Annotated in this window: 20 protein-coding genes and 1 pseudogene; 12 read left to right on the plus strand and 9 right to left on the minus strand. The window is 68.6% G+C overall.

The window, feature by feature from the left end:
* Positions 1-7 precede the first annotated feature (7 nt).
* The 3 genes from Q5696_RS02050 to Q5696_RS02060 form a co-directional block, all read right to left on the minus strand.
* Entirely contained in the window at positions 8-1,309 is a 1,302-nt protein-coding gene (locus tag Q5696_RS02050; RefSeq protein WP_305093582.1) for a class I SAM-dependent methyltransferase, read from the minus strand.
* Positions 1,306-2,736 carry an FAD-binding oxidoreductase gene (locus Q5696_RS02055; RefSeq protein WP_305093583.1) on the minus strand — a complete coding sequence of 477 codons (1,431 nt, stop codon included), beginning with the start codon at positions 2,734-2,736 and terminating at the stop codon, positions 1,306-1,308. Before Q5696_RS02055 ends, Q5696_RS02050 begins: the two co-directional genes overlap by 4 nt.
* A 137-nt stretch (positions 2,737-2,873) precedes the next feature.
* Positions 2,874-4,475 (minus strand): ABC transporter substrate-binding protein, encoded by a 1,602-nt coding sequence (locus tag Q5696_RS02060; protein WP_305093584.1) that lies wholly within the window; start codon positions 4,473-4,475, stop codon positions 2,874-2,876.
* 174 nt (positions 4,476-4,649) lie between these two features.
* Here Q5696_RS02060 and Q5696_RS02065 point away from each other — a divergent pair, with 174 nt between their 5' ends.
* From Q5696_RS02065 to recR, 3 genes are all read left to right on the plus strand, one after another.
* Positions 4,650-5,084, plus strand: a complete 435-nt coding sequence (locus tag Q5696_RS02065; RefSeq protein WP_305093585.1) for an SRPBCC family protein — start codon at positions 4,650-4,652, stop codon at positions 5,082-5,084.
* An 87-nt stretch (positions 5,085-5,171) separates the two neighbouring features.
* The gene (locus Q5696_RS02070; RefSeq protein WP_305093586.1) at positions 5,172-5,471 is read left to right on the plus strand and encodes a YbaB/EbfC family nucleoid-associated protein; all 300 of its coding nucleotides are present in this window, start codon (positions 5,172-5,174) and stop codon (positions 5,469-5,471) included.
* A 9-nt stretch (positions 5,472-5,480) separates the two neighbouring features.
* Positions 5,481-6,089, plus strand: coding sequence for a recombination mediator RecR (recR, locus tag Q5696_RS02075; protein ID WP_137726300.1), 609 nt, complete (start codon positions 5,481-5,483; stop codon positions 6,087-6,089).
* On the opposite strand, the gene Q5696_RS02080 is transcribed toward recR, so the two are convergent.
* Positions 6,090-7,058, minus strand: a complete 969-nt coding sequence (locus tag Q5696_RS02080; RefSeq protein ID WP_305093587.1) for a LysR family transcriptional regulator — start codon at positions 7,056-7,058, stop codon at positions 6,090-6,092.
* Positions 7,059-7,200: 142 nt separating this feature from the next.
* Here Q5696_RS02080 and Q5696_RS02085 point away from each other — a divergent pair, with 142 nt between their 5' ends.
* Positions 7,201-8,523, plus strand: a complete 1,323-nt coding sequence (locus Q5696_RS02085) for an NAD(P)/FAD-dependent oxidoreductase (RefSeq protein WP_305095104.1) — start codon at positions 7,201-7,203, stop codon at positions 8,521-8,523.
* A 68-nt stretch (positions 8,524-8,591) separates the two neighbouring features.
* On the opposite strand, the gene Q5696_RS02090 is transcribed toward Q5696_RS02085, so the two are convergent.
* Positions 8,592-9,461, minus strand: coding sequence for a hypothetical protein (locus tag Q5696_RS02090; protein WP_305093588.1), 870 nt, complete (start codon positions 9,459-9,461; stop codon positions 8,592-8,594).
* 99 nt (positions 9,462-9,560) lie between these two features.
* On the minus strand, positions 9,561-10,496 hold the full coding sequence (locus Q5696_RS02095; RefSeq protein ID WP_305093589.1) for a DMT family transporter: 936 nt from the start codon (positions 10,494-10,496) through the stop codon (positions 9,561-9,563).
* A 75-nt stretch (positions 10,497-10,571) separates the two neighbouring features.
* On the opposite strand from Q5696_RS02095, the gene Q5696_RS02100 reads away from it, so the two are divergent.
* Complete coding sequence (locus tag Q5696_RS02100; protein ID WP_305093590.1) at positions 10,572-11,471, plus strand: LysR family transcriptional regulator; 900 nt, start codon at positions 10,572-10,574, stop codon at positions 11,469-11,471.
* On the opposite strand, the gene Q5696_RS02105 is transcribed toward Q5696_RS02100, so the two are convergent.
* On the minus strand, positions 11,465-12,391 hold the full coding sequence (locus Q5696_RS02105) for an oxygenase MpaB family protein (RefSeq protein WP_305093591.1): 927 nt from the start codon (positions 12,389-12,391) through the stop codon (positions 11,465-11,467). The two genes, Q5696_RS02100 and Q5696_RS02105, sit on opposite strands and share 7 nt — an antisense overlap.
* A 5-nt stretch (positions 12,392-12,396) precedes the next feature.
* Positions 12,397-13,896, minus strand: a complete 1,500-nt coding sequence (locus Q5696_RS02110) for an aldehyde dehydrogenase family protein (RefSeq protein ID WP_305093592.1) — start codon at positions 13,894-13,896, stop codon at positions 12,397-12,399.
* Positions 13,897-14,023: 127 nt separating this feature from the next.
* On the opposite strand from Q5696_RS02110, the gene Q5696_RS02115 reads away from it, so the two are divergent.
* From Q5696_RS02115 to Q5696_RS02125, 3 genes are read left to right on the plus strand one after another with little or no spacing between them, the layout of a single operon-like run.
* Positions 14,024-15,166, plus strand: a complete 1,143-nt coding sequence (locus Q5696_RS02115) for an acyl-CoA dehydrogenase family protein (protein ID WP_305093593.1) — start codon at positions 14,024-14,026, stop codon at positions 15,164-15,166.
* Positions 15,167-15,175: 9 nt separating this feature from the next.
* Complete coding sequence (locus Q5696_RS02120; protein WP_305093594.1) at positions 15,176-15,847, plus strand: GntR family transcriptional regulator; 672 nt, start codon at positions 15,176-15,178, stop codon at positions 15,845-15,847.
* Positions 15,838-16,644 (plus strand): oxygenase MpaB family protein, encoded by an 807-nt coding sequence (locus Q5696_RS02125; RefSeq protein WP_305093595.1) that lies wholly within the window; start codon positions 15,838-15,840, stop codon positions 16,642-16,644. The genes Q5696_RS02120 and Q5696_RS02125 overlap by 10 nt, the downstream gene beginning before the upstream one ends.
* A gap of 56 nt (positions 16,645-16,700) precedes the next feature.
* Here Q5696_RS02125 and Q5696_RS02130 read toward each other — a convergent pair whose 3' ends face one another.
* Entirely contained in the window at positions 16,701-17,900 is a 1,200-nt protein-coding gene (locus Q5696_RS02130) for a TetR/AcrR family transcriptional regulator (protein WP_305093596.1), read from the minus strand.
* Positions 17,901-18,158: 258 nt separating this feature from the next.
* Here Q5696_RS02130 and Q5696_RS02135 point away from each other — a divergent pair.
* From Q5696_RS02135 to Q5696_RS02150, 4 genes and pseudogenes are all read left to right on the plus strand, one after another.
* Positions 18,159-18,341: pseudogene (locus Q5696_RS02135) on the plus strand (enoyl-CoA hydratase); the annotation flags it as partial.
* A 134-nt stretch (positions 18,342-18,475) separates the two neighbouring features.
* Positions 18,476-20,038: a fatty-acid--CoA ligase FadD5 gene (gene fadD5, locus Q5696_RS02140; RefSeq protein WP_305093597.1), complete on the plus strand. Its 1,563-nt coding sequence runs from the start codon at positions 18,476-18,478 to the stop codon at positions 20,036-20,038.
* Positions 20,035-20,844: an ABC transporter permease gene (locus tag Q5696_RS02145; RefSeq protein ID WP_305093598.1), complete on the plus strand. Its 810-nt coding sequence runs from the start codon at positions 20,035-20,037 to the stop codon at positions 20,842-20,844. Before fadD5 ends, Q5696_RS02145 begins: the two co-directional genes overlap by 4 nt.
* A complete protein-coding gene (locus Q5696_RS02150; protein WP_305093599.1) occupies positions 20,844-21,701 on the plus strand; it encodes an MlaE family ABC transporter permease in 858 nt (285 codons plus the stop codon). The genes Q5696_RS02145 and Q5696_RS02150 overlap by 1 nt, the downstream gene beginning before the upstream one ends.
* Position 21,702 lies beyond the last annotated feature (1 nt).

Genomic DNA, 21,702 nt, shown 5'->3' on the forward strand with positions numbered 1-21,702 from the left:
ACGATCTCTACCCCTGCCACCACGGGCGCAGCGGCACGTGCGCTTCGCCGTCGGGGCCGAGTTTGACGGCCAATACCTGGTGGAGCTGAACGACGTTGCGTTCGAAGCCGAGTCGGGAGCCGGCCATGTAGAGGCCCCAGACCTTGGCGGTGCCCTCGCCGACTTCGGCGACGCAGGCGTCCCAGTTGTCGACGAGGTTGCGGCACCAGCCGGCTAGGGTGAGTGCGTAGTGCTCGCGCAGGTTTTCCTCGTGGCGGACCTCGAGGCCGAGGTTCTGGATTTCGCTGATGATGCGCCCGGAGCCGGTGAGTTCGCCGTCGGGGAAGATGTAGCGGTCGATGAAGTAGCCGGCTTTGGCGCTGCTGCGGTTGCCGGGCCGGGTGATGCAGTGGTTGAGGAGCCGACCGCCCTCGCGGAGTTTGTCCTTCATGAACCCGAAGTAGGACGGGTAGTTGTCGACGCCGATGTGTTCGGTGAGACCGATGGAGGAGATGGCGTCGAAACCGGTTTCGGCGATGTCCCGGTAGTCGGAGAATCGGACTTCGGCGAGGTCGGAGAGGCCTTCGTCGGCGATGGCCTTCTGCGCCCATTCGGCCTGCTCCCTCGACAGGGTGGCGCCGATGACCTTGACGCCGCGGCGGGCGGCGTAGCGGACCATGCCGCCCCAGCCGCAGCCGATGTCGAGGAGTCGGTCGCCTTCCTGTAGTCCGAGTTTCTCGAACACGAGGCGGTACTTGTTCTCCTGCGCGGCCTCGAGGGTCTGGTCCTCGGATTCGTAGGCGGCGCACGTGTACGTCATGGACGGGCCGAGGACGTATTCGTAGAACGTGTTGGACACGTCGTAGTGGTGGTGGATGGCTTCGGCGTCGCGAGTCTTGGAGTGCCGCAGCCCTTCCGCGAATCGGCGCCACCGCGGCAGGTGTTCCTGCGGGGGCGGCGCGATGATGCGCAGCTTGTCCCAGCCGATGGAGCGGGTGATGGTGGCGAGTTCCTTCGGGGACGGCCGCTCGAAGTGCAGGGCCGTCATCGCCTTCAGGATTTCGTACGGGTCGCCGGGGTGGACGCCGACGGCCTCGAGGTCGCCGGAGACGTAGGCGCGGGCCATACCGAGGTCGCCGGGTGCGGTGGCCAGGTAGGTGGTGCCGCGCTCGGAGTTCAGGTGCAGGCCGTACGGTGCGTCCTCCGGGCCGGTCGCGCTGCCGTCGTATGCTGTGAAGCGCAGCGGAATATCGCCGTCGGACACGGTTTCGACAATCTCGGCAAGACTGAGTTTGCGTACCGTGTCGGACTTGGGCCTGAGAATCGTCACTTTCTTTGCACCGCCTTCGAATAGAGGTCGAGGAGACGTGAATCTGGGTCGTAGCGTTTCTTGATCTGGGTGTAGTGCTCGCCGCCGTAGAGCAGCGCGAATTCGTCCTCGCTGTAGAACGATTCGGAGTACAGGGATTTGTGGCCGTCGAGTTCGGCGACCTTCTTCTCGATGAGCCGGTTCGCGGCGCCGACGGGCTCGCCGGGCACGATCGGCACCGACGACCAGAAGCCGACGTTGACGTAGGCGCGGCCGGGCTCGAGCGGGTACAGGGGCCACGGCCGGTGCGTGTCCAGCGACGGATGTGCCGGCTCACGAAGCTTCAACGGGCACAACCAGAGCGGTTCGATGGGGATCTCGTCGAGGAACCAGTGCAGGAAGGCGGACGTGTTCTCGAGAGGGACCTCGATGTCCTGCACGACGCGTTCGCGGGGCGGCAGTCCCTTACGGGCTTCGAGGCGGTCGCCGATGTCGTACTTCTGGTCGAGGCCGATGAGTTTCCAGTAGAAGCTGCTGCGTAGGTAGCGTTTCGGCCAGAAGCGGCGGATCTTGGGGTTCTGGGTGCCGAAGGCGCGGGAGCACCAGAACCAGTCGGTGTCCCAGCGCCACAGGTAGTCGTGGATGGTGAGCCGGTCGGTTCGGGGGTGATTGATCGACTCGTGCTGGATGGACCGGTAGTAGATGTCCATGCCGGTGTAGTCGCTGACCGGTCCGGGCTCGTCGGTCTGCGTACCGAGCGTGAGGTAGGCCTCGGTGGGGGTGAACACGACGCCGTCGAGGTAGTCGACGGCGGTCCCGTCCCACGATCGCTCCGTGGCGATCCGCTCCATCGTCTCCTGCAGCCGGGTCAGGTCGGTGAAGCGCAGGTGCCGCAGCGCGACGTACTTCTTCACGGGCTCGAGTTCGATGCGGATGCGCGTCGAATAGCCGAGGGTGCCATAGGAGTTGGGGAAGGAGCGGAACAGGTCGGCGTGTTCGTTGTCCGGGGTGGCGGTGAGGATGTCGCCGCTGCCGGTGAGGATGTCGATCTCGAGGACGGACTCGTGCGGCAGGCCGTTGCGGAACGACGTGGACTCGATGCCGAGGCCGGTGACGGCGCCGCCGAGGGTGATGGTCTTGAGCTGCGGCACCACGAGCGGCGCGAGCCCGTACGGCAGGGTGGCGTCGACGAGGTTCTCGTACGTGCACATGCCCTGGACGTCGGCGGTGCGGGCCACGGGATCCACCGAGACGACGCCACCGAGACCGGAGACGTCCAGTCCGGGGGCGTTGCTGTGGGCCCGTGCCCGGAACAGGTTGGACGTCTTCTTGGCGAGGCGCACGTTGGCGTCGGGCGGGATGGCCCGATAGCTGGACAGCAGACGCTGGACCCCGGCGCGATGCGCGGCGGGCCCGATTTCGCGGATACCACTCTTGGAGTCGACCACCCCTCGACGCTATCGCTAGTAGGGTCGGTCGGCTATCGATATCCCGGCGAGTCGGAATTCTGTAGCTGTGCTAAATACCGGACTGCCCCGGCACGCGGGTGCGTGCCGGGGCAGTCCAGGTCGTGATCGGGTGGGTACTACTGCCCGACCCACGTCTCGTCGAACAGGATGATGTTGTCCGCGCTGCGCTTGACGCCGTGGACGTTGTTGTCCCATGCGGTGAACACCTTGGAGGCGCCCCACACCGCGTAGGGGACGGTCTCGTTGGCGCGGGCCTGCACCTGGGCGATGGCGTCCTTCTTGGCGTCGGCGGTGGTCGCGGACTTCACCGCGGCGAGCAGCGTGTCCATCTGCGGGTCCGCGTAGCCGGCCGCATTGTTGCGCGAGTCGCTGCCCAGGCCGCCGTACAGGCGCAGGTACGGTGCTTCGTCCATGAACGCGAAGGCGCCGCGGGTCATGTCGAAGTCGTGCTCCGCGTACATCTTCCGCACCAGGTCGGAGACGCTGTTGACGTAGTCGATCCGCACGTCGAAGCCGATCGAGTTCAGCGACGCCTGGGTCGTGAGAGCGGCGGCCTCGTTGGTCTTCTCACTGGTGGCCAGATATGTGAGCTTGCCGTCGTAGCCGTCGGCCTTGGCCTCGTCCAGGAGCTGCTTGGCCTTCTCCGGATCGAACGGGACGCCCTCGGCGCCGCTGTTCCACACGGAGGTCTCCGGGACGATCGTCGAGCTGGCGATGCCGAGGCCGTCGTTGGCGCGGTTGTTGATCGCCTCCGGGTCGACGCCGTACGCGATGGCCTGACGCACTCGCACGTCGGCGCCGGGACGGCCCTCGCGGGTGTTGATCATGCCGAGCGAGCCGAGGCCCTGGATGTCGAGGTAGCCGCTGTAGTTCGCGGCGAGGGCGTCACGGATCGAGGCCTCGTCACGGAGGAGGTAGGCCGCGTTCAGCTGGCCGGACTGCAGCGATTCGAGCTGGCCGCGGGCGCCGTTCGTCGGGACGAACCGGAGCTTGTCGAGGTTGGGGCGGCCGTTCCAGTAGTCCTCGCGCGGGGTGAGGATGATCTCCTCGTTCGGCGCGAAGCGGGAGAGCGTGAACGGTCCGGCGCCGATCGGGGTGAACTGGCCCCCGGCCTGCGAGGTCTCGGAGACGACCATGCCCGGGCCCAACGCCAGCATCACGGGGAAGCGGTCCCACGGTCCGGTGAGCGTGAACGTCACGGTCTCGGCGTCGGGGGTGGCGATCGAGGCGACGGAGTTCACCCACACCTGTGCGATGTCGGCGCCGGCCGCGACGAAGCGGTCGATGCTCCACTTGACGGCCTCGGCGTCGACGGGGGTGCCGTCGCTGAACGTGGCACCGTCACGCAGTTTCAGCGTGAACTCCGTGTAGTCGGCGTTGTGTTCGAGCGACTCCGCGAGCTGCGGCTCGAACTCTCCGGTCTCGGGGTCGGTGCGGATCAGCGTGTCGTAGATCGCGGCCATTTCGGTGCCGCCGTTGGAGCCTGCGGCCTGCGTCTTGGTCGGGTCGAGGGCGTTGGGGAACGAGTACGACCCGAACGTCACGGTGCCGCCGCGGACCGCGGTGCCGGCGTCGGATGCGACGTTGACCAGGCCGGTGGTGGCGGCTGCGCTGTCGCTGGACTCGCTGTTGGCGGACGCGCATCCGCCGACGAGCAGGGCTGCGGCCGCGCCGAACGCCGCCAGTCGGAGGCCCGACCTGTGCCACGTGTTCTTCAAAGCTCACCTCACAGTTTCTTCGTGCTTCACGGCGGAGAGTAAGAGGCGCTCTTAAACGGTGTGATGCAAGTCCCAGTGAGTGGAATGTGGTGTCGCCTGTCACTCGGAAGGGGGTGGCTGATCTCCCGATGCCCCCGGCAGGATGGAGGAACGTTCCCCGATCGAGGAGGCCCCGTGGCACAGGTCAGCGCCAGCAGTTCCGTCACCACCACCGCAAGCCCGGAGCAGGCGCTCGCGGCGCTGTCCGACTACGAGACCGTCCGGCCGCGGATCCTGCCCGCGCAGTACCGCGACTACGCGGTCCTCGAGGGCGGCCAGGGCAACGGCACCGTCGCGCAGTGGACGCTGCAGGCCACCGAGAAGCGGTCCCGCAACGTGAAGGCGTCGGTCACCGTGTCGGGCACCACCGTCACCGAGCACGATGCGAACTCGTCGATGGTCACGACGTGGGAGGTGGCGCCGTCGGGCACAGGGTCGACGGTCACCACGACGACGCGGTGGCAGGGTGCCGGCGGTATCGGCGGTTTCTTCGAGCGCACGTTCGCGCCGATCGGGCTGCGCAAGATTCAGGAGGCGACGCTCGCCAATCTCGTTCGCGAGCTGGGCTGACGGACCCGGCGGTTACGCTGGCGAACCGATACCGGCGACACGACGAACTTTAAGGACACGACAGTGCAACCAGGTGGACAGCCCGACATGCAGCAGCTCATCGCGCAGGCCCAGCAGATGCAGCAGCAACTGATGGCGGCGCAGGCGGAGATGGCGCAGGCCGAGGTGACCGGTCAGGCCGGTGGCGGTCTGGTGACCGCGACGGTCAAGGGCACCGGTGAGGTCGTCGGACTGGCGATCGACCCGAAGGTCGTCGACCCCGAGGACATCGAGACGCTGCAGGACCTCGTGATCGGGGCGATCGCGGACGCGTCGAACAAGGCGCAGGAGATCGCGGCGAGCAAGCTGGGCCCGCTCGCCGGCGGCCTGCCCGGTCTTCCCTTCTAGAGGCGCGCCTTGTACGAAGGCCCCGTCCAGGATCTGATCGACGAGCTGGGCAAGCTGCCCGGTATCGGGCCCAAGAGTGCGCAGCGCATCGCGTTCCATCTGTTGACGGTGGAGCCGCCGGAGATCGACCGGTTGCAAGCGGTGCTGCAGAAGGTGCGCGACGGCGTCCAGTTCTGCGTCGTGTGCGGCACGGTCTCCGAGGAGGAGAAGTGCCGGATCTGTGCGGACCCGCGACGGGATCGGACGATGGTGTGTGTCGTCGAGGAACCCAAGGACGTGCAGGCCATCGAGCGGACCCGGGAGTTCCGGGGCCGCTACCACGTGCTCGGGGGTGCGCTCGATCCGCTGAGCGGCGTCGGCCCGGACCAGCTGCGGATCAGGGAGCTGCTCACCCGGATCGGCAACCAGGAGGACGGCGTCGACGTGTCCGAGGTGATCATCGCGACCGACCCCAATACCGAGGGGGAGGCCACCGCGACGTATCTGGTGCGGATGCTGCGGGACTTCCCGGGGCTGACGGTGTCGCGGCTGGCGTCGGGGCTGCCGATGGGCGGCGACCTCGAGTTCGCGGACGAGCTCACGCTCGGGCGTGCTCTCTCGGGTCGGCGAACGCTGTAACTATCCGGTGGGTGTGCCCCCGGCCTGCTCCTGCGGGGCCGGGGGCACACTGCTGTGCGGGGGCGCACTGCTGTGCGGGGGCGCACTGCCCTCCCCGGCCACCGTCTGCTGCAGCGACCGGAGCAGGCTCGCCATACCGGGTACTTCGGTGGCGCCGGCCCGGACGATGCCGCTCACCGGTACCCGCAGCCGGTTGTTGCGTTCGCGCATGAGGCACAGGCTGGGGCGGGGGACGTCGGTGACGGTGCCGGCGTAGAGGACGGTCCAGGCGCGCGGGTTGGTGATGACGTCGAGGATCGCGGTGTGGTCGCGGGCGACGGGCGGGCCGAGCCGGAAGCGACGTCCGACATCGACGAACGCGTTCTCGACGACCGTGTGGATGAGGATCTGATCGTGCCGCGGCGGCAGCAGCAGCGGGTAGGGCGCGAGTTCGCCGAGTTCGACGGTGGAGAACGCGGACACCGGATGTTGGTTGGACGTCGCGATCATGAGGTCCTCGACGCCGAGTTCGACGGTCTCGAGTCCGGGCCGGTCCACGCGGCCGCGGATGAGGGCGATGTCGGCGTCGCCGGACGAGACGGCCTCGATGCGGTCGGTGAAGTTCTTGATGACGAATTCGACGTCGAGTCGGGGGTGTTTTTCGCGGACGCGGGTGATCGCGGTGAGGCATTGCGGCGCGAAGCTCATGGATGCGGTGATGCGGATGCGGTTGCGGGGTTCCTTGGCGACGGCGAACGCTTTGGCCTCGAGGCTCAGTACTTCCTGCGCGATGGGGACCAGTCGCGTCCCGGCGGGGCTCAGCTGTACGGAGCGGGTGGAGCGGTCGAACAGGGTGGCGCCGAGTTCCTGCTCGAGTTTGCCTATCTGGTGGCTGATCGCGGACTGGGAGATGAAGCAGCGTTTGGCGGCCTTGCTGAAGCTCAGCTCCTCGCTGACGGCGAGGAAGTAGCGCAGCTGCCGGAAGTCCATCCACCCATACTACTTATGAGCAAACCAGATAACTGTTTTCCGAATATCCCTGTTTGGTGGCGAAAAAGTTATGAGCACTCCTACGGTGTTTCTCATAGGTCTCAACGAGGAGGTAGCCGTGGGCACGAAGGGTGCAGCAACCGTGGATCGGACCGAAGTGGTCATCGTCGGATCCGGATTCGGTGCCCTCGCCGCGGCGAAGAAGCTGGCCAAGGCCGGCAAGCCGTTCGTGTTGATCTCGGAGACCACCGAGCATCTGTTCCAGCCGCTGCTCTACCAGGTGGCGACGGGTGTTCTCGCGGCCGGTGAGATCGCGCCGTCGATCCGCGCGATCCTCGCCGAATACCCCAACGCGGACGTCCGTCTGGGCCGTGTCGTCGACGTCGACCCGGACGCGAAGGAACTCGTCTACGAGGCCGCCGGCCAGCGCCACACCATCGGCTACGACTCGCTCGTCGCCGCGACCGGCGCCCGGCAGAGCTACTTCGGCCGCGACGAGTTCGCGAAGGTCACGTACGCGCTCAAGACCGTCGACGACGCCGAACGCCTGCGCGCCCAGATCGTGCGCTGCTTCGAGGAAGCCCACACCACCAGCGATCTCGAGCGCCGCAAGAACCTGCTCAGCTTCATCGTCATCGGCGCCGGCGCGACGGGTATCGAGCTCGCCGGGCAGATCAAGGAGCTCGCGGGCCGCTACTTCGAGCAGGCCATCCGCGGTATCACCGCCGACGACGTCACCGTCACCCTCGTCGAGGGCGCGGGTGTCGCGATGCCCGCGTACGGCGGCAAGCTCAGCGAGTACATGTTGGAGTCGCTGGAGAAGTCGGGTGTCGAGGTCGTCCTCAACACGCTCGTCACCGACATCGACGCGCACGGCGCCACCCTCAAGGCACACGGCAGCGACGCCGGGGTGCGCCGTACCGCGGAAACCATCATCTGGTCGGCGGGTGTGCAGGCCAACGATTTCGCGGCCGTGCTCGCCGAGCGCACCGGTTGCGACACCGACCGTGCCGGACGTCTCCTCGTCAACCCCGATCTCACCGTCGGCGGCCGCGCCGACATCTTCGCGGTCGGTGACATGACGTCGCTGAACAACCTGCCCGGCCAGTCGCCCGTCGCGATGCAGGGCGGACGTCACGTCGCGGCCACCATCCTCGGCAAGACCAAGCGCGGCACGCCTTTCAAGTTCCGCGACAAGGGCTCGATGGCGATCATCAACCGCTTCCGTGCCGTCACCAAGGTCAAGGGCATCGAACTCACCGGTTTCGTCGCGTGGGTGCTGTGGCTCGCGGTGCACATGGTGTACCTGGTGGGCTTCCGTAACCGGTACGTCGCGGTGATGTCGTGGTTCGGGTCGTTCCTCGGCCACCGGCGCCCGCACTTCTACTACGCGCAGAAGCTGGGACCGGTCGAGGCACCCGATGCCCGGATGTCGGACGACGAGCCCGTCAAGGCTGCCGCATAACTGTCGACAGTTCGACGAGGGCGGTTACTGCACCATCGGCCGAGAGGCCGGCGCAGTAACCGCCCTCGTCACACGTCGGCGCCCGCGTCGCGCAGCTTCTTGCGCACCCGGTGCACCAGGGCAGCGGGCCGCCGGTACAGCAGCTGCGCGTCGACCCTCACGATCGTCCAGCCCAGTTCCTCGATCTGCTCGGCTCGTTCGATGTCCCACGACCGCTGCGCCCCGTCGAGCCAGTGGTGGGAGCCGTCGTACTCCACCAGCAGATGCCACCTGCGCCAGCCCATGTCGGAGCGGGCGAACTCCCGGCCGTGCTTCACGTGCACGATCTGCGTTTCCGGCCGCGGCAGTCCGGCGTCGACGATCGCGAGGCGGGTGTGGGTCTCCGGTGGCGACTCGGCACCGGGGTCCACGAACGGCAGCCGGTCGAGCAGATCCCGCATGCCGGGCGTGTGCGGATGACACTTGGCGACCACCGCGATGTCCTCCACCGAGATACCGGTCGTGCGGCACAGGTCGTCGAGCGCGGCGATCGCGTCCCGGCGAGGGAGACGCCTGCCCAGGTCGAACGCGGCCCGTGCGGCCGTCACCACCTGCATGCCGTCGACCGTGCACACCTCGTCGGGCCGCAGTGCGCAGTTGTGGACGAGCATTCCGGGCGGCGCACGGTGGTGTCCGGGCCGGATCACCTCCGCCGGTGCGTCCGCGTCCACCCACGTCGCGCCGTACAGCGCGGCCGCCGACCAGCCGGTGAGGACGGCGTTCGGGCCGGCGAACAACCACGCCGCCCGCGCCCGGAGCGCCGGGGTGATCACCGTGCGCCGCGGCACGTACACGTCGCGGTAGACGCGGGTGAAGTCGTGGCGCAGACGGTGGACGGTCATGGTGCCGGCGGCGACGGCGTCGGATCCTCGGAACGGGTGCACGAGTGCAGAATCCACGAGGGTCCGGCGCGAGGGAACGGCCGAACGTGATCTGTGGACAATCGAATTCGTTGTCCACAGCTCACCTCGAGGGGTTGCGGAACGTGACGCGGGCGGTTACTGCGCCAACGCCCGAGTGCCCTCCGCAGCAACGTCCCGCGTCGGCTCGGTGGTTCGGGGCCTCGACGCGACGAACCAGGCCGTGCCGACGACGATCGCGCAGCCGGTGAGCTGCAGGGCGGTGGGGCGTTCGCCGAGCATGAGCACGGCGGCGCCGATAGCGAGGACCGGCTGGAGCAGCAGCAGGGTGGCGCCGACCTCGGGGGCGAGGCGGGGCAGGGAGCGGCCGAGGAGGATCCAGCCGACGAACTGCGCCGAGAAGGCGAGTGCGGCGAGCCAGCCGAACGCGGTCCAGCCGGGGGCGAGATCGATGGGACCCCACCATGATCCGATGGCGGAGCCGACGATGCCGGCGGCCGCGGTGGAGACGAGGACCTGGGTGCCGGCGGTGTCGGCGGATCCGCTGCCGCCGACGACGAAGATGTAGCCCGCGTACGCGACGCCGGACAGCAGCGCGAGGACGGTGCCCCACAGCAGGTTCGGTCCGGCGGCGGCGCCGCTGCCGATGCCGCCGGTGAGGGCGATGCCCGCGAACAGGACGGGCACGACGCCGAGGAAGCGGCGCGGGATGCGGGTGCCGAACACCAGGAACGCCAGCAGGGGCACGACGACCACCTGGATGTTCACGAGCACGGTGGAGATGCCGGCACCGATGAGCATGATCGACTGCGACCACAGGGCGAAGTCGACGCCGAGGAGAGCGCCGGCGACGAGATACCGGGTGAGGTCCTGCCGGGTGACGCGGCGATTGCGGCGGTGTTCCCACCATGCGAGCAGGGCCAGCGGCGGGAGCGCGAGCAGGCACCGGAAGAACACCGACGTGGCGGGGGAGACGTCCGAGGCGCGGATGAAGACCGCGGTCAGGGAGATGGCGAGGGCGCCTGAGACGGCGAGCACGCGCGGGTCGGCGCTGCGGTTTTCGGTGGTCTGCACTTGACCGATTATCGGTTCTCACCTGCGGAAACAACAAGTAAGAAATCTTTCTCATCATTCGGTAGTATTTCTACCGTGTTGAACCTGGATCGCGTAGGAGCACTGTGCGCCGTGGCGCAGACCGGATCGGTGGCCGCCGCCGCCCGGCTGCTGCACGTCACCCCGTCCGGCGTCTCCCAGCAACTCGCCAAGCTCGAGCGGGAGATGGGCACGGCACTCCTCGAGCCCGCCGGCCGGGGACTGCGGCTGACCCCGGCCGGGGAACTGCTCGCCCGCCGCGGCGTCGAACTGCTGTCGCACGCGTCGGGCATCGCCGCCGAGATCGCGGCCATGCGCAGCGAGGTGGTGGGCCCCATCCGGTTCGGGGCGTTCGTGACGGCGTCACGGGTCGTGCTGCCGAGTGCCGTGCGGTCGCTGCTGTCCCGGTATCCCGTCCACGTGACGGTGACCGAGGCCGAAACCGAGGTGACGTTGAAGTCGGTGGCGCGGCGCCGCATCGACATCGGGGTGGTGGACAGCTGGGAGTCGGCGCCGATCGACATCCCGGTGGATCTGCAGTCCCGGCCGATCCACCGCGATACCGCGGATGTGGCTCTGGCCGTGGATCATCCGCTCGCGCAGGCGTCCACCGTGCCGCTGTCCGCGCTGGCGACGACGCCGTGGGTGGCCTGGGGTGCCGGGGCGGCGTTCCACGACTGGCTGGTGCGGACGCTGCGGCGTCAGGGCTTCGAGCCGCGGGTCGACTTCGAGGCGTCGGACGTCTCGACGCATCTGGCGTTCGCGGCGGCCGGGCTCGCCGCGGCGCTGGTGTCGCGGCTGGCGGTGGACGAGCCGCCCGCCGGGGTGGTGCTGCGGCCCACCGAGCCGCGTCTGCACCGCGACATCTACGCGGTGTGGCGCGCCGACAATGCCGGCCCCGCCATTCGCGCCGGTATCGACGCCGTCGAGGAGGCGTTCGCGAGCACGGCTCAGTGAGCGCCGGCGCTGTCGACGCCGAGGTCGCTCGGCCGGTAGCCGACGGGATAGCCCGGGTAGGTGCGGTTGTTCGGGTCGCTGTCGCCGCGGGACGTCCGACGCTTGGGAAGGTGCCGCACCACCGCGGAGCGGGCCCGTAGCCCGGCTTCGGCGACGGACCGCACCCGCGGCGACCCCGGCGGGAATCCGAACGCCGTCGACATGCGGTCGTCGACGAGGGCGTACACGGCGGACGCGACGGGCCGGGCCACGGCGCGCGGATACCACGACTGGAGCAGTTGCAGCGTGTAGGTGCCGATGCGGTGGTTGGTGTCGCTGTAGACGAACCGGTCCCGCTCGTAGTCCATCTTGAACGTGTGGAAATCCTGGTAGGAGTCGGGAATGTCCTTGACTCCCATGCGGATTCCGACCTGCCGGTAGAAGTGGTACGACGCCAGCCGCTCGTGCGGGTGCAGCCGACGCCATCCGTACCGGTCGATCCAGTCGACGGGGTCGTACGCGAACGTCGACAGCACGTACAGCATGTCGTCGTTCGCTATCGTGTACCGGCCGTGCATGCGGTTGACGTTGCGCAGCGATTCGCGTCCGCGCTCGGAGTCGTAGCCGTGCTCGACGAGCTCGCCCATGAGCAGGGCGGTGTCGTCGTAGCGTTTCTGCGGACGGTGCTCGAATTCGCCGGTGCGGGCGAGCAGTTCGGAGATCGACGGCACACAGTACGTGCGGAACAGAGCGAACTCGAGGGACCGCTGGTAGTCCCACGGGAACTCGTAGCCGGCGGTGATGCGGAGGATGTCCTGGTGCCGGGTCTCCGGGTCGAGGCCGTCGATCACGTGCACCCAGCCCAGCCGGCCCGGTCCGGGTCGCGGATTCGGGTCGGGGGCGGGGAAGTGCTGGGCACGGCGGGTGGGAGTGAGGGTCATGCCGGTCACCGCCCGTGTCGGGCCCGGAGCATCCACGCCGAGATTCTCATGTCGCGGGCGGACCGCTCGAGGGTGAGCAGATTCAGTGGGGCCGAGAACCTCTGGACCGTGACGGCCTTGGCACGGCTGAACTCGCGCAGGCCGTCGGCGCCGTGGATACGGCCGAAACCGGACTCGCCGACGCCACCGAACGGCAGCGACGGGACACCGGCGAACCCGAGCACCGAGTTGACCGACACCATGCCGGTGCGCAGTCGGTCGGCGATCGCCCGGCCGCGGGCCTTGTCGCGGGTGAACACCGATGCGCCGAGCCCGTACGACGTCGCGTTGGCCCGCTCGACGCCCTCGTCGAGGTCGCGGACCTTGTTGACGACGACCGTCGGACCGAACGTTTCCTCGCGCACCGCCGACGAGTTCTCCGGGACGTCGGTGAGGATCACCGGGTCGACGAAACGTTCGTGAACGGAACCGATTCCACCGATCACGGCCCGAGCGCCCTTGTCGAGGGCGTCGGCGATGTGGTCGCGGACGACGTCGACCTGCCGGGGCAGCGTCATCGGGCCGTAGGTGTCGGCGTCGGTGCCGCCGGCGCGGATCTTCTCGACGGCGGTGGTGAGCTTGTCGAGGAACTGCCGGTACACCGGTTCGGCGACGTAGACGCGTTCGACGCCGGCGCACGTCTGCCCGGCGTTGCCGAACGCGCCGAACGCCGCGAATTCGACGGCCTTGTCGAGGTCGGCGTCCTCCGCGACGAGCATGGCGTCCTTGCCGCCGCATTCGGCGACGATCGGGGTGAGGGTTTCGGCGCACACGGCCATGACCTTGCGGGCGGTGGGCCCGGACCCGGTGAACGCGATCTTGTCGACGCCGGCGCGGCACAGGGCGGTGCCGGTGGCGCCGAACCCGGTGATCACCTGTAGCACGGGCTGGCTGGGGGCGAGGTCGTTCCATTTGTCCGCCAGCCACTTTCCGACGCCCGGCGTGAGCTCGCTGGGCTTGAAGACGATCGCGTTGCCGGCGGCGAGTGCGTACGAGATCGATCCCATCGGCGTGTACACCGGATAGTTCCACGGGCCGATCACCCCGACCACGCCGAGTGGCTGGTAGCCGAGTGTGGCGGACTGGTTGGCGCTCACCGGACCGGACGGTACCCGCCGCGGTTTCAGGATCTTCTTCGCGTTGCGGGCCGCCCAGTCGAGGTGTTCGACGGCGAGCATGATCTCGAGCAGCGCGTCGCCGTGCGGCTTGCCGGTCTCGGCGGACATGACACGCGCGAGTCCGTCGGCGTCGGACGCGATGGCCTTCTTGAACTCGAGCAGCCAGTCGCGTCGTCCGCGGAAACCCTGTGCGTCCCACCAGCGTGCGGCACTGCGGGCCCGCGCGACGGCCGCGGCGGCGTCGGCGTCGGAGGCCACCGGGTACTCGGCGAGGACGGTGCCGGTGCGCGGGTCGCGGCTGGGGAAGGTGGTGGCGGTGTCGGCGTCGGAACTCAACTCTCGGGTCACTCGAAGTGCCTCCGCTCGAGGGGTCGCATCACATATATTTGATGTGATTCACTGTGGTGACGCTCACACTAGGCCGCTCGGCGCGCACGGACAACCGATTCCGGAATCTCGTAGGCAGGAGCCCCTCATGATGGCCGACTTCACTTCTGAGCAGCGCGATTTCGCGTCCGCGGTGGCCGCGTTCTGTCGCAAGGAATGTGGCACGCGGGAGCAGCGGGACGCGCTCACCGGCCACGGTGCCCACAACCACAATCAGGACCTCTACGAGAAGATGGCCGATCTCGGGTGGCTCGGCATCACGGTCCCGGAGGAGTACGGCGGCTCGGCCGGCACGGCCGTCGACATGTGCATTCTCCTCGAGGAATCCGCCCGCGGTATGGCACCGATCGGCGGCATCGGACCCACCCTCATCACGGGCGCTGCCTACGCCAGATTCGGTACGGAACAACAGAAACGGGATGTGCTCGGCGGGATCGTGCGGGGTGCCTCGGAGTCGATCTCGATGTCCGAACCGGAGGCCGGGTCCGACGTCGGCAACCTGAGCTGCCGGGCCGAGAAGGTGTCCGGCGGCTGGCTGCTCAACGGGCAGAAGACGTGGTGCTCCAATGCCCACTTCGCGGAGAACATCCTGTTGGTGGCGCGCACCGATCGCAGCGGCTCCAAACACGAGGGCCTGACGATGTTCCATCTACCGGCCGACACGCCGGGACTGAAGATCAGCGGCATCGACACGATGGGTGGCCGCGAGGTCAACGACCTGTATCTCACCGACGTCCACCTGCCCGACGATGCCGTGGTCGGTGCGGTCGGCGGCGGCTGGGCGCAGCTCATGACGGGCCTCAACACCGAGCGGCTCATCCTGGGCGCCATGATGCTCGGTACCGCGCAGCGGGCATTCGACGACGCCCTCGGATTCGTCACGCAACGTAAGCAGTTCGGCCGACCGGTCGGCACGTTCCAGGCGCTGCGGCACCGGATCGCGGATCTGGCCACCGAGATCGAATGCACCCGCCTGCTGGTCTATTCGACGGCCCGGATGGTGGACGCACATCCCGAGAAACTGTTCCCGAGGGAGGCGTCGATGGTCAAACTCAAGGCCACCGAGACCGCGAAGAAGGTGGCGCTCGAGGGCATGCAGATGATGGGCGGCTACGGATACGCCACCGAATTCGACATGGAGGGGCACGTCCGCAAGACGCTGGTGTCGTCGATCTACGGCGGCACCAACGAGATTCAGCGCGACATCATCGGCAAGACGTACGGACTGTAGGAGGGCGCCGTGGTTGCTCCGGTCCGGCCGCTGCGGAGGCCGCAGCTGTCCGAAGCTGTGGCGGCGCATCTGCGCGGCGCCGTCATGTCCGGTCGGCTGCGGCCGGGGGCGTTCGTCCGGCTCGACGAGACGGCCGCCGAACTGGGGGTGAGTGTCACCCCGGTACGGGAGGCGCTGCTGACGCTGCGTGGGGAGGGGATGGTGGAGTCGGTCCCGAACCGCGGGTACGTGGTCTCTCCACTCGAACGCGACGACGTGCACGACATCTTCTGGTTGCAGGGGCAGATCACCGTCGAGCTGGCGGTGCGGGCAGCACGGCTCGCGTCGGATGGCGATCTGGCGCGGTTGACGGATCTCACCGACGAGCTGCGGCAGGCGGTGGCGGTGTCCGATGCGGACCGAATTGCGGAGGCCGAGTACGAGTTCCATCGGGAGCTGTGCCGGATCGGGCGGGGCCCGAAGCTGGCGTGGTTCCTCGCGAACGCGGCCCGCTACACGCCGTACGAACTGTATGCGGCGGACCCGGCGTGGGGGGAGCTGGCGGTGGCGTCGCACACGCGGTTGATCGAGGCGATGCGCGGCGGGGACCGGGACGCGGTCGTCGCGCACACCCGTATCCAGTTCGACGACGCCGCCGACCGTCTGGTGGCGCACCTGGAGAGGATCGGGACATGGTCGTGACGGAGGGGACGGACACCGGTGGTGTCGCGTTGGCGGATTTCGTGGGCGAGTCGATGCTGTTGCTCGGCGCCGGCCCGACGGTGCTGTTGCAGTTGGCGTTGCCGGGTGTGGGTTACGGTGTGGCCGAACACAGTACGACGCTGCAGCGGCCACTGGACCGGTTGCGGACCACGATGACGTACGTGTACGCGGTCACGCTCGGTACGGAGGAGGAGCGGCGGGCGGTGGTGCGTCTGGTCAACCGGGTGCACGTGCCGGTGCGGTCGGAACGGTACAACGCGTTCGATCCGGACCTGCAGCTGTGGGTGGCGGCGACGCTGTACCGCAACGGCGCCGACATGTACGAGCGGTTCTTCGGGCCCCTGTCCGATGCGGACGCCGAACGCCTGTACCGGCAGTCGGCGGTGTACGGGACGGCGCTGCAGGTGAAGCCGGACATGTGGCCGGCGGATCGGGCGGCGTTCGACGTGTACTGGGAGAAGATGATCGCGTCGGTCGAGGTGGACGACCAGGTGCGCGCGTATGTGCGGGAGTTGCTGTCGGGTGGCCGGGCACCGCTGCCGGTACGGGCGCTGATGCCGGTGCAGCGGTTCGTGACGACGGGTCTGCTGCCGCCGCGGCTGCGGGACGAGTTCGGTCTGCCGTGGAGCCCGCGCGATCAGCGCCGTTTCGACCTGCTGATGCGTCTGCTGCCGCCCGTGTACCGGCTGGTGCCCCGGACGCTGCGGCAACTTCCGTCCCGCTACTACCTGTGGGACATGCGTCGACGTCTCTCCAAGCACAAGCACCTCATCTGAGGGAGGTTGCTGCGCGCCCCTCTCGGCCGTTGCCGCAGCAACGTCCCGCGGCGGCGTCACGAACCGAACAGCACCGCCTCGACGAGTGCCCGCACCCGAGCCTGGTTCGAGGCCGTGGCGTCGAAGTGCATGATGCGGCCGACGTCGAGGACGAGGGCGAAGGCGGCGTGGACGAGGAAGCGGCATTCGGTGGCGGACAACTCCGGCCGGGTGTCGGCGAGGAGGTGCGCCCACCGGTCGGTGTTGTGACGTTGGACGGCGCGCAGTTCGGTGCGGGGGCCGTCGGGGAGGACGGCGAGTTCGGCGACGTACACGCTCATCAGTTCGCTCTGCTGGAACGACAGTCGCACGTACACGTCGACGAGGGCGGTGAGAGCGTCGCGTGGGGTGTCGGCGCCGTGCAGGGCGGCGGTGGTGGCGTCGGCGAGCCGGTCGGCGGCGCGGTGGAAGGCGGCGGCGAGCAGGTCGGCTTTGCCGGTGAAGTGCCGGTAGACGCCGGACGCGGTGATGCCGGCGGCGGAGGCGATGTCCTCGATGCTCACGTCGTGGTAGCCGCGGGCATGGAATGCGGTGACGGCCGCCCCGAGCAGGGCCTCACGACGGTCGTCCGACGACGCATCGGCACCAGGCAACGCCGAGGGCACCCCGTCGTCGTCGACGGTGACCGGTTCGACGTCGGCGACGGCGCGGCAGGCGCCCAGGAGGAGTCGGTCGAGGCGGCGCGGCGGCAGGGTGGTGCGGTGGACGGTGATGCTGCCGATCACGCCGAGCATGGCGACGCAGATCTGGGCGGCGTCGCGGGCGGGCAGGCCGGGGCGCAGCCGGGTGAGGGTGTCGGTGATGCGCTGGTTGACGGTTTCGATGGTGGCGCGGATGCGGGCGCGGTCGTCGGCGGCGAGGTAGCGGCTCTCCCACCGGTACAGGCCGGCGGTGCGGCGGTGGGTGACGGTGGTGCGGATCGCGGCGAGGAGTTGCCCGTTCAAACGTTCGGCCGGGTCGGCGCAGTCGAGGGCGGCGTCGTCCTCGTCGACGAGGGCGGTCTCGAGGGCATCTGCGAGATCTGTTGCGGCACGCAGGAACAGCGCGTACTTGTTGGGGAAGTGCCGGTACAGGGCCGGCCCGGAGATGCCGACGGCGGCGGCGATCTCGTCGACGCCGACGCCGTGGTAGCCGCGGGCACTGAACGCTTCGGCGGCCACGGCGGCGATCTGGAGTTTTCGATCCTTGGGTCGGCGTCGGGGTTCGGTCCGCTGCACCACCGCGCACCTCCGGGGCCTGTGGGTCTGGTGCAGCGCAGCATAACGCACGACCGGGTCGAATTCGTCTGTACCCCTTGACAACCACCCACCCCGGTCGGACAGTGATCGCACTGTCGGCCGTCCGATGGGGAAACTGCTGTGTCCACTACGATGCGGCGCGAGTTGCGTGACGCGGTGCTGGAGTTGACGATCGATCGGCCGGAGCGGATGAACGCCGTCGACATGGTCACGATGCGCGAGTTGACCGAAGAGATCCTCGCGGCGGGCCCCCGGCGGGCGCTCGAGCTCACGAAATGGGCACTCAACGCGGTCACCCTCGACGCGCTGGACCGGGCGCTCGAACGTGAACATCGGGGCCAGGTCGAGCTTTTGGCGTCGACCGACTTCGCGGAGGGGGCGGCGGCGATGCTGCAGAAGCATCCGCCCCGGTTCCCGTGACAGGCGGCATGCGCCCGGAGAATCGCCGTTAACAAAACAGCACCCGAAACCGCGCAATGTGTGTAACCTGCATCACATCGCACGACGGGCTCGGTCCGGTCGGAAGGGCCCGCTCCGCACGAGAGGAACCTTCGATGGTCGCTTCAACTGCAACTCCCACGGCCGCGCTCGAGGCCGGACGGTTCCGGCGCAACAACTGGAACAACCAGGTGGCCCGGCACGCGCTGATGATCCCGGACCGGGCTGCGCTGCGGTTCCAGGGGGCCACGATCACCTGGTCCGGGCTGCACGATCGGGTGGAGCGGCTGGCCGGCGCCCTGGACCGCCGTGGGGTGCGGTTCGGGGACCGGGTGCTGATCCTCATGCTCAACCGTCCCGAATATCTGGAGACGGTGCTGGCGGCCACTGCACTGGGGGCGATCGCGGTGCCGGTGAATTTCCGGATGACGGCACCGGAGGTGGCATTCCTGTTGCGGGACAGTGGCGCTCGCGTCGTGGTGACGGACACGGTACTGGCGCCACTGGTGGAGGCGGTGCGGGCGGAGACGGCCGAGTTGGAGCAGACGATCACGGTGGGGGACCCCGACGGCTACGAGGCGCTGATCGCCGAGCCGGGCGAGCCGCACCTGCCGGTCGACATTCCGGACGACACGCCGGCGCTGATCATGTACACGTCGGGGACGACGGGCCGGCCGAAGGGGGCGGTGCTCACGCACGCCAACATGGCGGCGCAGGCCCTCACCTGTATCCGGGCGTTCCAGATGCACCGCCCCGACGACATCGGTTTCTGTGCGTCGCCGATGTTCCACATCGCGGCGCTGGGGTCGATGGCGCCGAGCCTGATGCTGGGGCTGACCACGGTGATCCATCCGGTGGGCGCGTTCGACCCGGACACCTTGCTGGACGTGCTCGAGCAGGAGCGGGTCACCTCGCTGTTCCTGGTGCCGGTGCAGTGGCAGGCCGTGTGCGCGGCGCAGCAGCACAGCCCCCGGAACCTGAAGCTGCGCAACATCTCCTGGGGTGCGGCTCCGGCATCGGACACGGTACTGCGGGCGATGGCGGAGACGTTCCCGGAGGCGTCGAACGTGGCGGTGTTCGGGCAGACGGAGATGTCGCCGATCACGTGCGTGCTGGACGGGGAGGATGCGCTGCGCAAGCTGGGATCGGTGGGCCGGGTGATTCCGACGGTGCAGGCCCGCGTCGTGGACGACGACATGAACGATGTTCCGCCCGGCCAGGTGGGGGAGATCGTGTACCGGGGGCCGACGACGATGCTCGGGTACTGGCAGAATCCGGCGGCCACGGCGGACGCGTTCCACGGTGGCTGGTTCCATTCGGGTGATCTGGTGCGCGTGGACGGTGAGGGGTTCGTCTACGTGGTGGACCGCAAGAAGGACATGATCATTTCCGGTGGCGAGAACATCTACTGCGCCGAGGTGGAGAACGCGCTGTTCGCGCATCCGAAGGTGCTCGAGGCCGCGGTGATCGGCCGCGCCGACCCGCAGTGGGGGGAGATCCCGGTGGCGGTGGTGGCATTGCGGCCGGACGCCGGCGGGTTGACGCTCGACGAACTGCAACAGTTCCTCGGTACACAGCTGGCCCGGTACAAGCATCCGAAGGCGCTGCTGTGTGTGGAGGCGTTGCCGCGCAACGCGAGTGGGAAGGTCGTCAAGGGCGAGCTCCGGGCCTTGCAATGACGTTCGAGCTGCCCGCCGCGAAGGGGCCGCTGCGTGATGTGGCGCTGCAGGGCGGGTATCTCATCGGGTTCTCGGTGCAGGCCCTCGCCGCGCTCGCCCGCGCGGTCGTCCACGGTCGGCTGTCGGTGCGGGAGACGGTGACGCAGACGCTGTTCGTCGGCCGGGTGAGCACGGGACCGTCGCTGCTGCTGATGATTCCGGTCGGGGTGTTCGTGGCCGTGTCGGTGGGGGAGCTGGCGGGCCGGATCGGGGCCGGCGGGTATTCGGGGGCGGTGGTGGCGTTCGTGATCGTGGGACAGGCGTCGGCCCTGGTGTGCGCGTTGATGATGGCGGGGGTGGCCGGCTCGGCGATCTGTACGGACCTGGGTGCGAGGAAGATTCGTGAGGAGGTCGACGCCCTCGAGGTGATGGGTGTCGACGTGCTCGAGCGGTTGGTGGCGCCCCGGCTGGTCGCGGCCGTGGTGGTGTCGCTGGCCCTGTGCGCGATGGTGACGTTCGGTGGGGTGATGGCCTGCTACGCCTACCACGTGTACGTGCAGCATCTGCCGGCCGGCGCGTTCCTGGCCACGTTCAGCCAGTACGGGCGCACCTCGGATTTCGTGACGGCGCTGGTGAAGGCGACGATCTTCGCGCTCGCGTCCACCCTGGTGGCGACGTTCAAGGGGTTGCATGCGCACGGCGGCCCGCGTGGGGTGGCGGACGCCGTCAACGAGGCGGTGGTGATCGCGTTCGCGCTGGTGTTCGTCGCCAACACAGTGTTGTCGGCGTTGTACACGGTGATCGTGCCGGCGGTGGGGACGTACTGATGGTGGGGTTCGATACGCGGGTGCGTCTGCGCCGGGCCGCCCGGCCGGTGGACGCCGTGTACGGCGGGCTCGCCGATGTGGGCCGGCACGTCACGTTCTACGGCCGCACGGTGGCGTCGTTGCCGTATGCGGCGGTCCGCTACCGCAAGCACGTCCTCACCCAGATCGGTGAGGTGAGTTTCGGTAACCGTTCGCTGCTGTCGGGTGGCGGGACGGTGGGGATCGTGTTCGCGATGTCGTTGGCGGCGGCGATGATGCTGGGCGTCGAAACGCATCGCGGGCTGGAACTGATCGGCATGTCGACGCTGTCGGGGATGCTGTCGGCGATCGCGAACACCCGCGAGCTGGCGCCGGTGGTGGTGGCGATCGCGTTGGCGGCGAAGGTGGGGACGGGGTTCACGGCGCAGCTGGGGGCGATGCGGATCTCCGACGAGATCGACGCGCTGGATTCGATGGCGGTGCGGTCGATTCCGTTCCTGGCGGGCACGCGGGTGCTGGCGGCGATGGTGTGTGTGCTGCCGATCTTCATGATCGGACTGCTCGCCAGCTATCTGTCGACGCGGCTGGTGATCGTTCTGTTCAACGGGGCGTCGGCGGGCACGTACGACTACTTCTTCCACCTGGCGCTGTCCCCGGTCGATCTGGTGTATGCGGCGGTCAAGGCGATCGTGTTCGCGGCGGTGGTGGCGTTGGTGCACTGCGCGTACGGCTATTTCGCGTCGGGCGGTCCGGCGGGGGTGGGTCAGGCGGCGGGGCGGGCGTTGCGGACGGCGATCCTGGCGATCGGCGTCCTGGACGTGCTCATGACGTTCGCGCTGTGGGGTCTGGTGCCCACCGTCCCGGGGATGGGGGTGTGAG

It is taken from the genome of Prescottella sp. R16, assembly GCF_030656875.1.
GTDB lineage: Bacteria > Actinomycetota > Actinomycetes > Mycobacteriales > Mycobacteriaceae > Prescottella.

Bases quoted from the DNA above. Each gene is read 5' to 3' on its own strand.
- Q5696_RS02070 (WP_305093586.1), top strand. From the start codon at position 5,172: ATGCAGCAGCTCATCGCGCAGGCCCAGCAGATGCAGCAGCAACTGATG.
- Q5696_RS02080 (WP_305093587.1), bottom strand. From the start codon at position 7,058: ATGGACTTCCGGCAGCTGCGCTACTTCCTCGCCGTCAGCGAGGAGCTG.
- Q5696_RS02105 (WP_305093591.1), bottom strand. From the start codon at position 12,391: ATGACCCTCACTCCCACCCGCCGTGCCCAGCACTTCCCCGCCCCCGAC.
- Q5696_RS02115 (WP_305093593.1), top strand. From the start codon at position 14,024: ATGATGGCCGACTTCACTTCTGAGCAGCGCGATTTCGCGTCCGCGGTG.
- Q5696_RS02125 (WP_305093595.1), top strand. From the start codon at position 15,838: ATGGTCGTGACGGAGGGGACGGACACCGGTGGTGTCGCGTTGGCGGAT.
- fadD5 (WP_305093597.1), top strand. From the start codon at position 18,476: ATGGTCGCTTCAACTGCAACTCCCACGGCCGCGCTCGAGGCCGGACGG.
- Q5696_RS02145 (WP_305093598.1), top strand. From the start codon at position 20,035: ATGACGTTCGAGCTGCCCGCCGCGAAGGGGCCGCTGCGTGATGTGGCG.
- Q5696_RS02150 (WP_305093599.1), top strand. From the start codon at position 20,844: ATGGTGGGGTTCGATACGCGGGTGCGTCTGCGCCGGGCCGCCCGGCCG.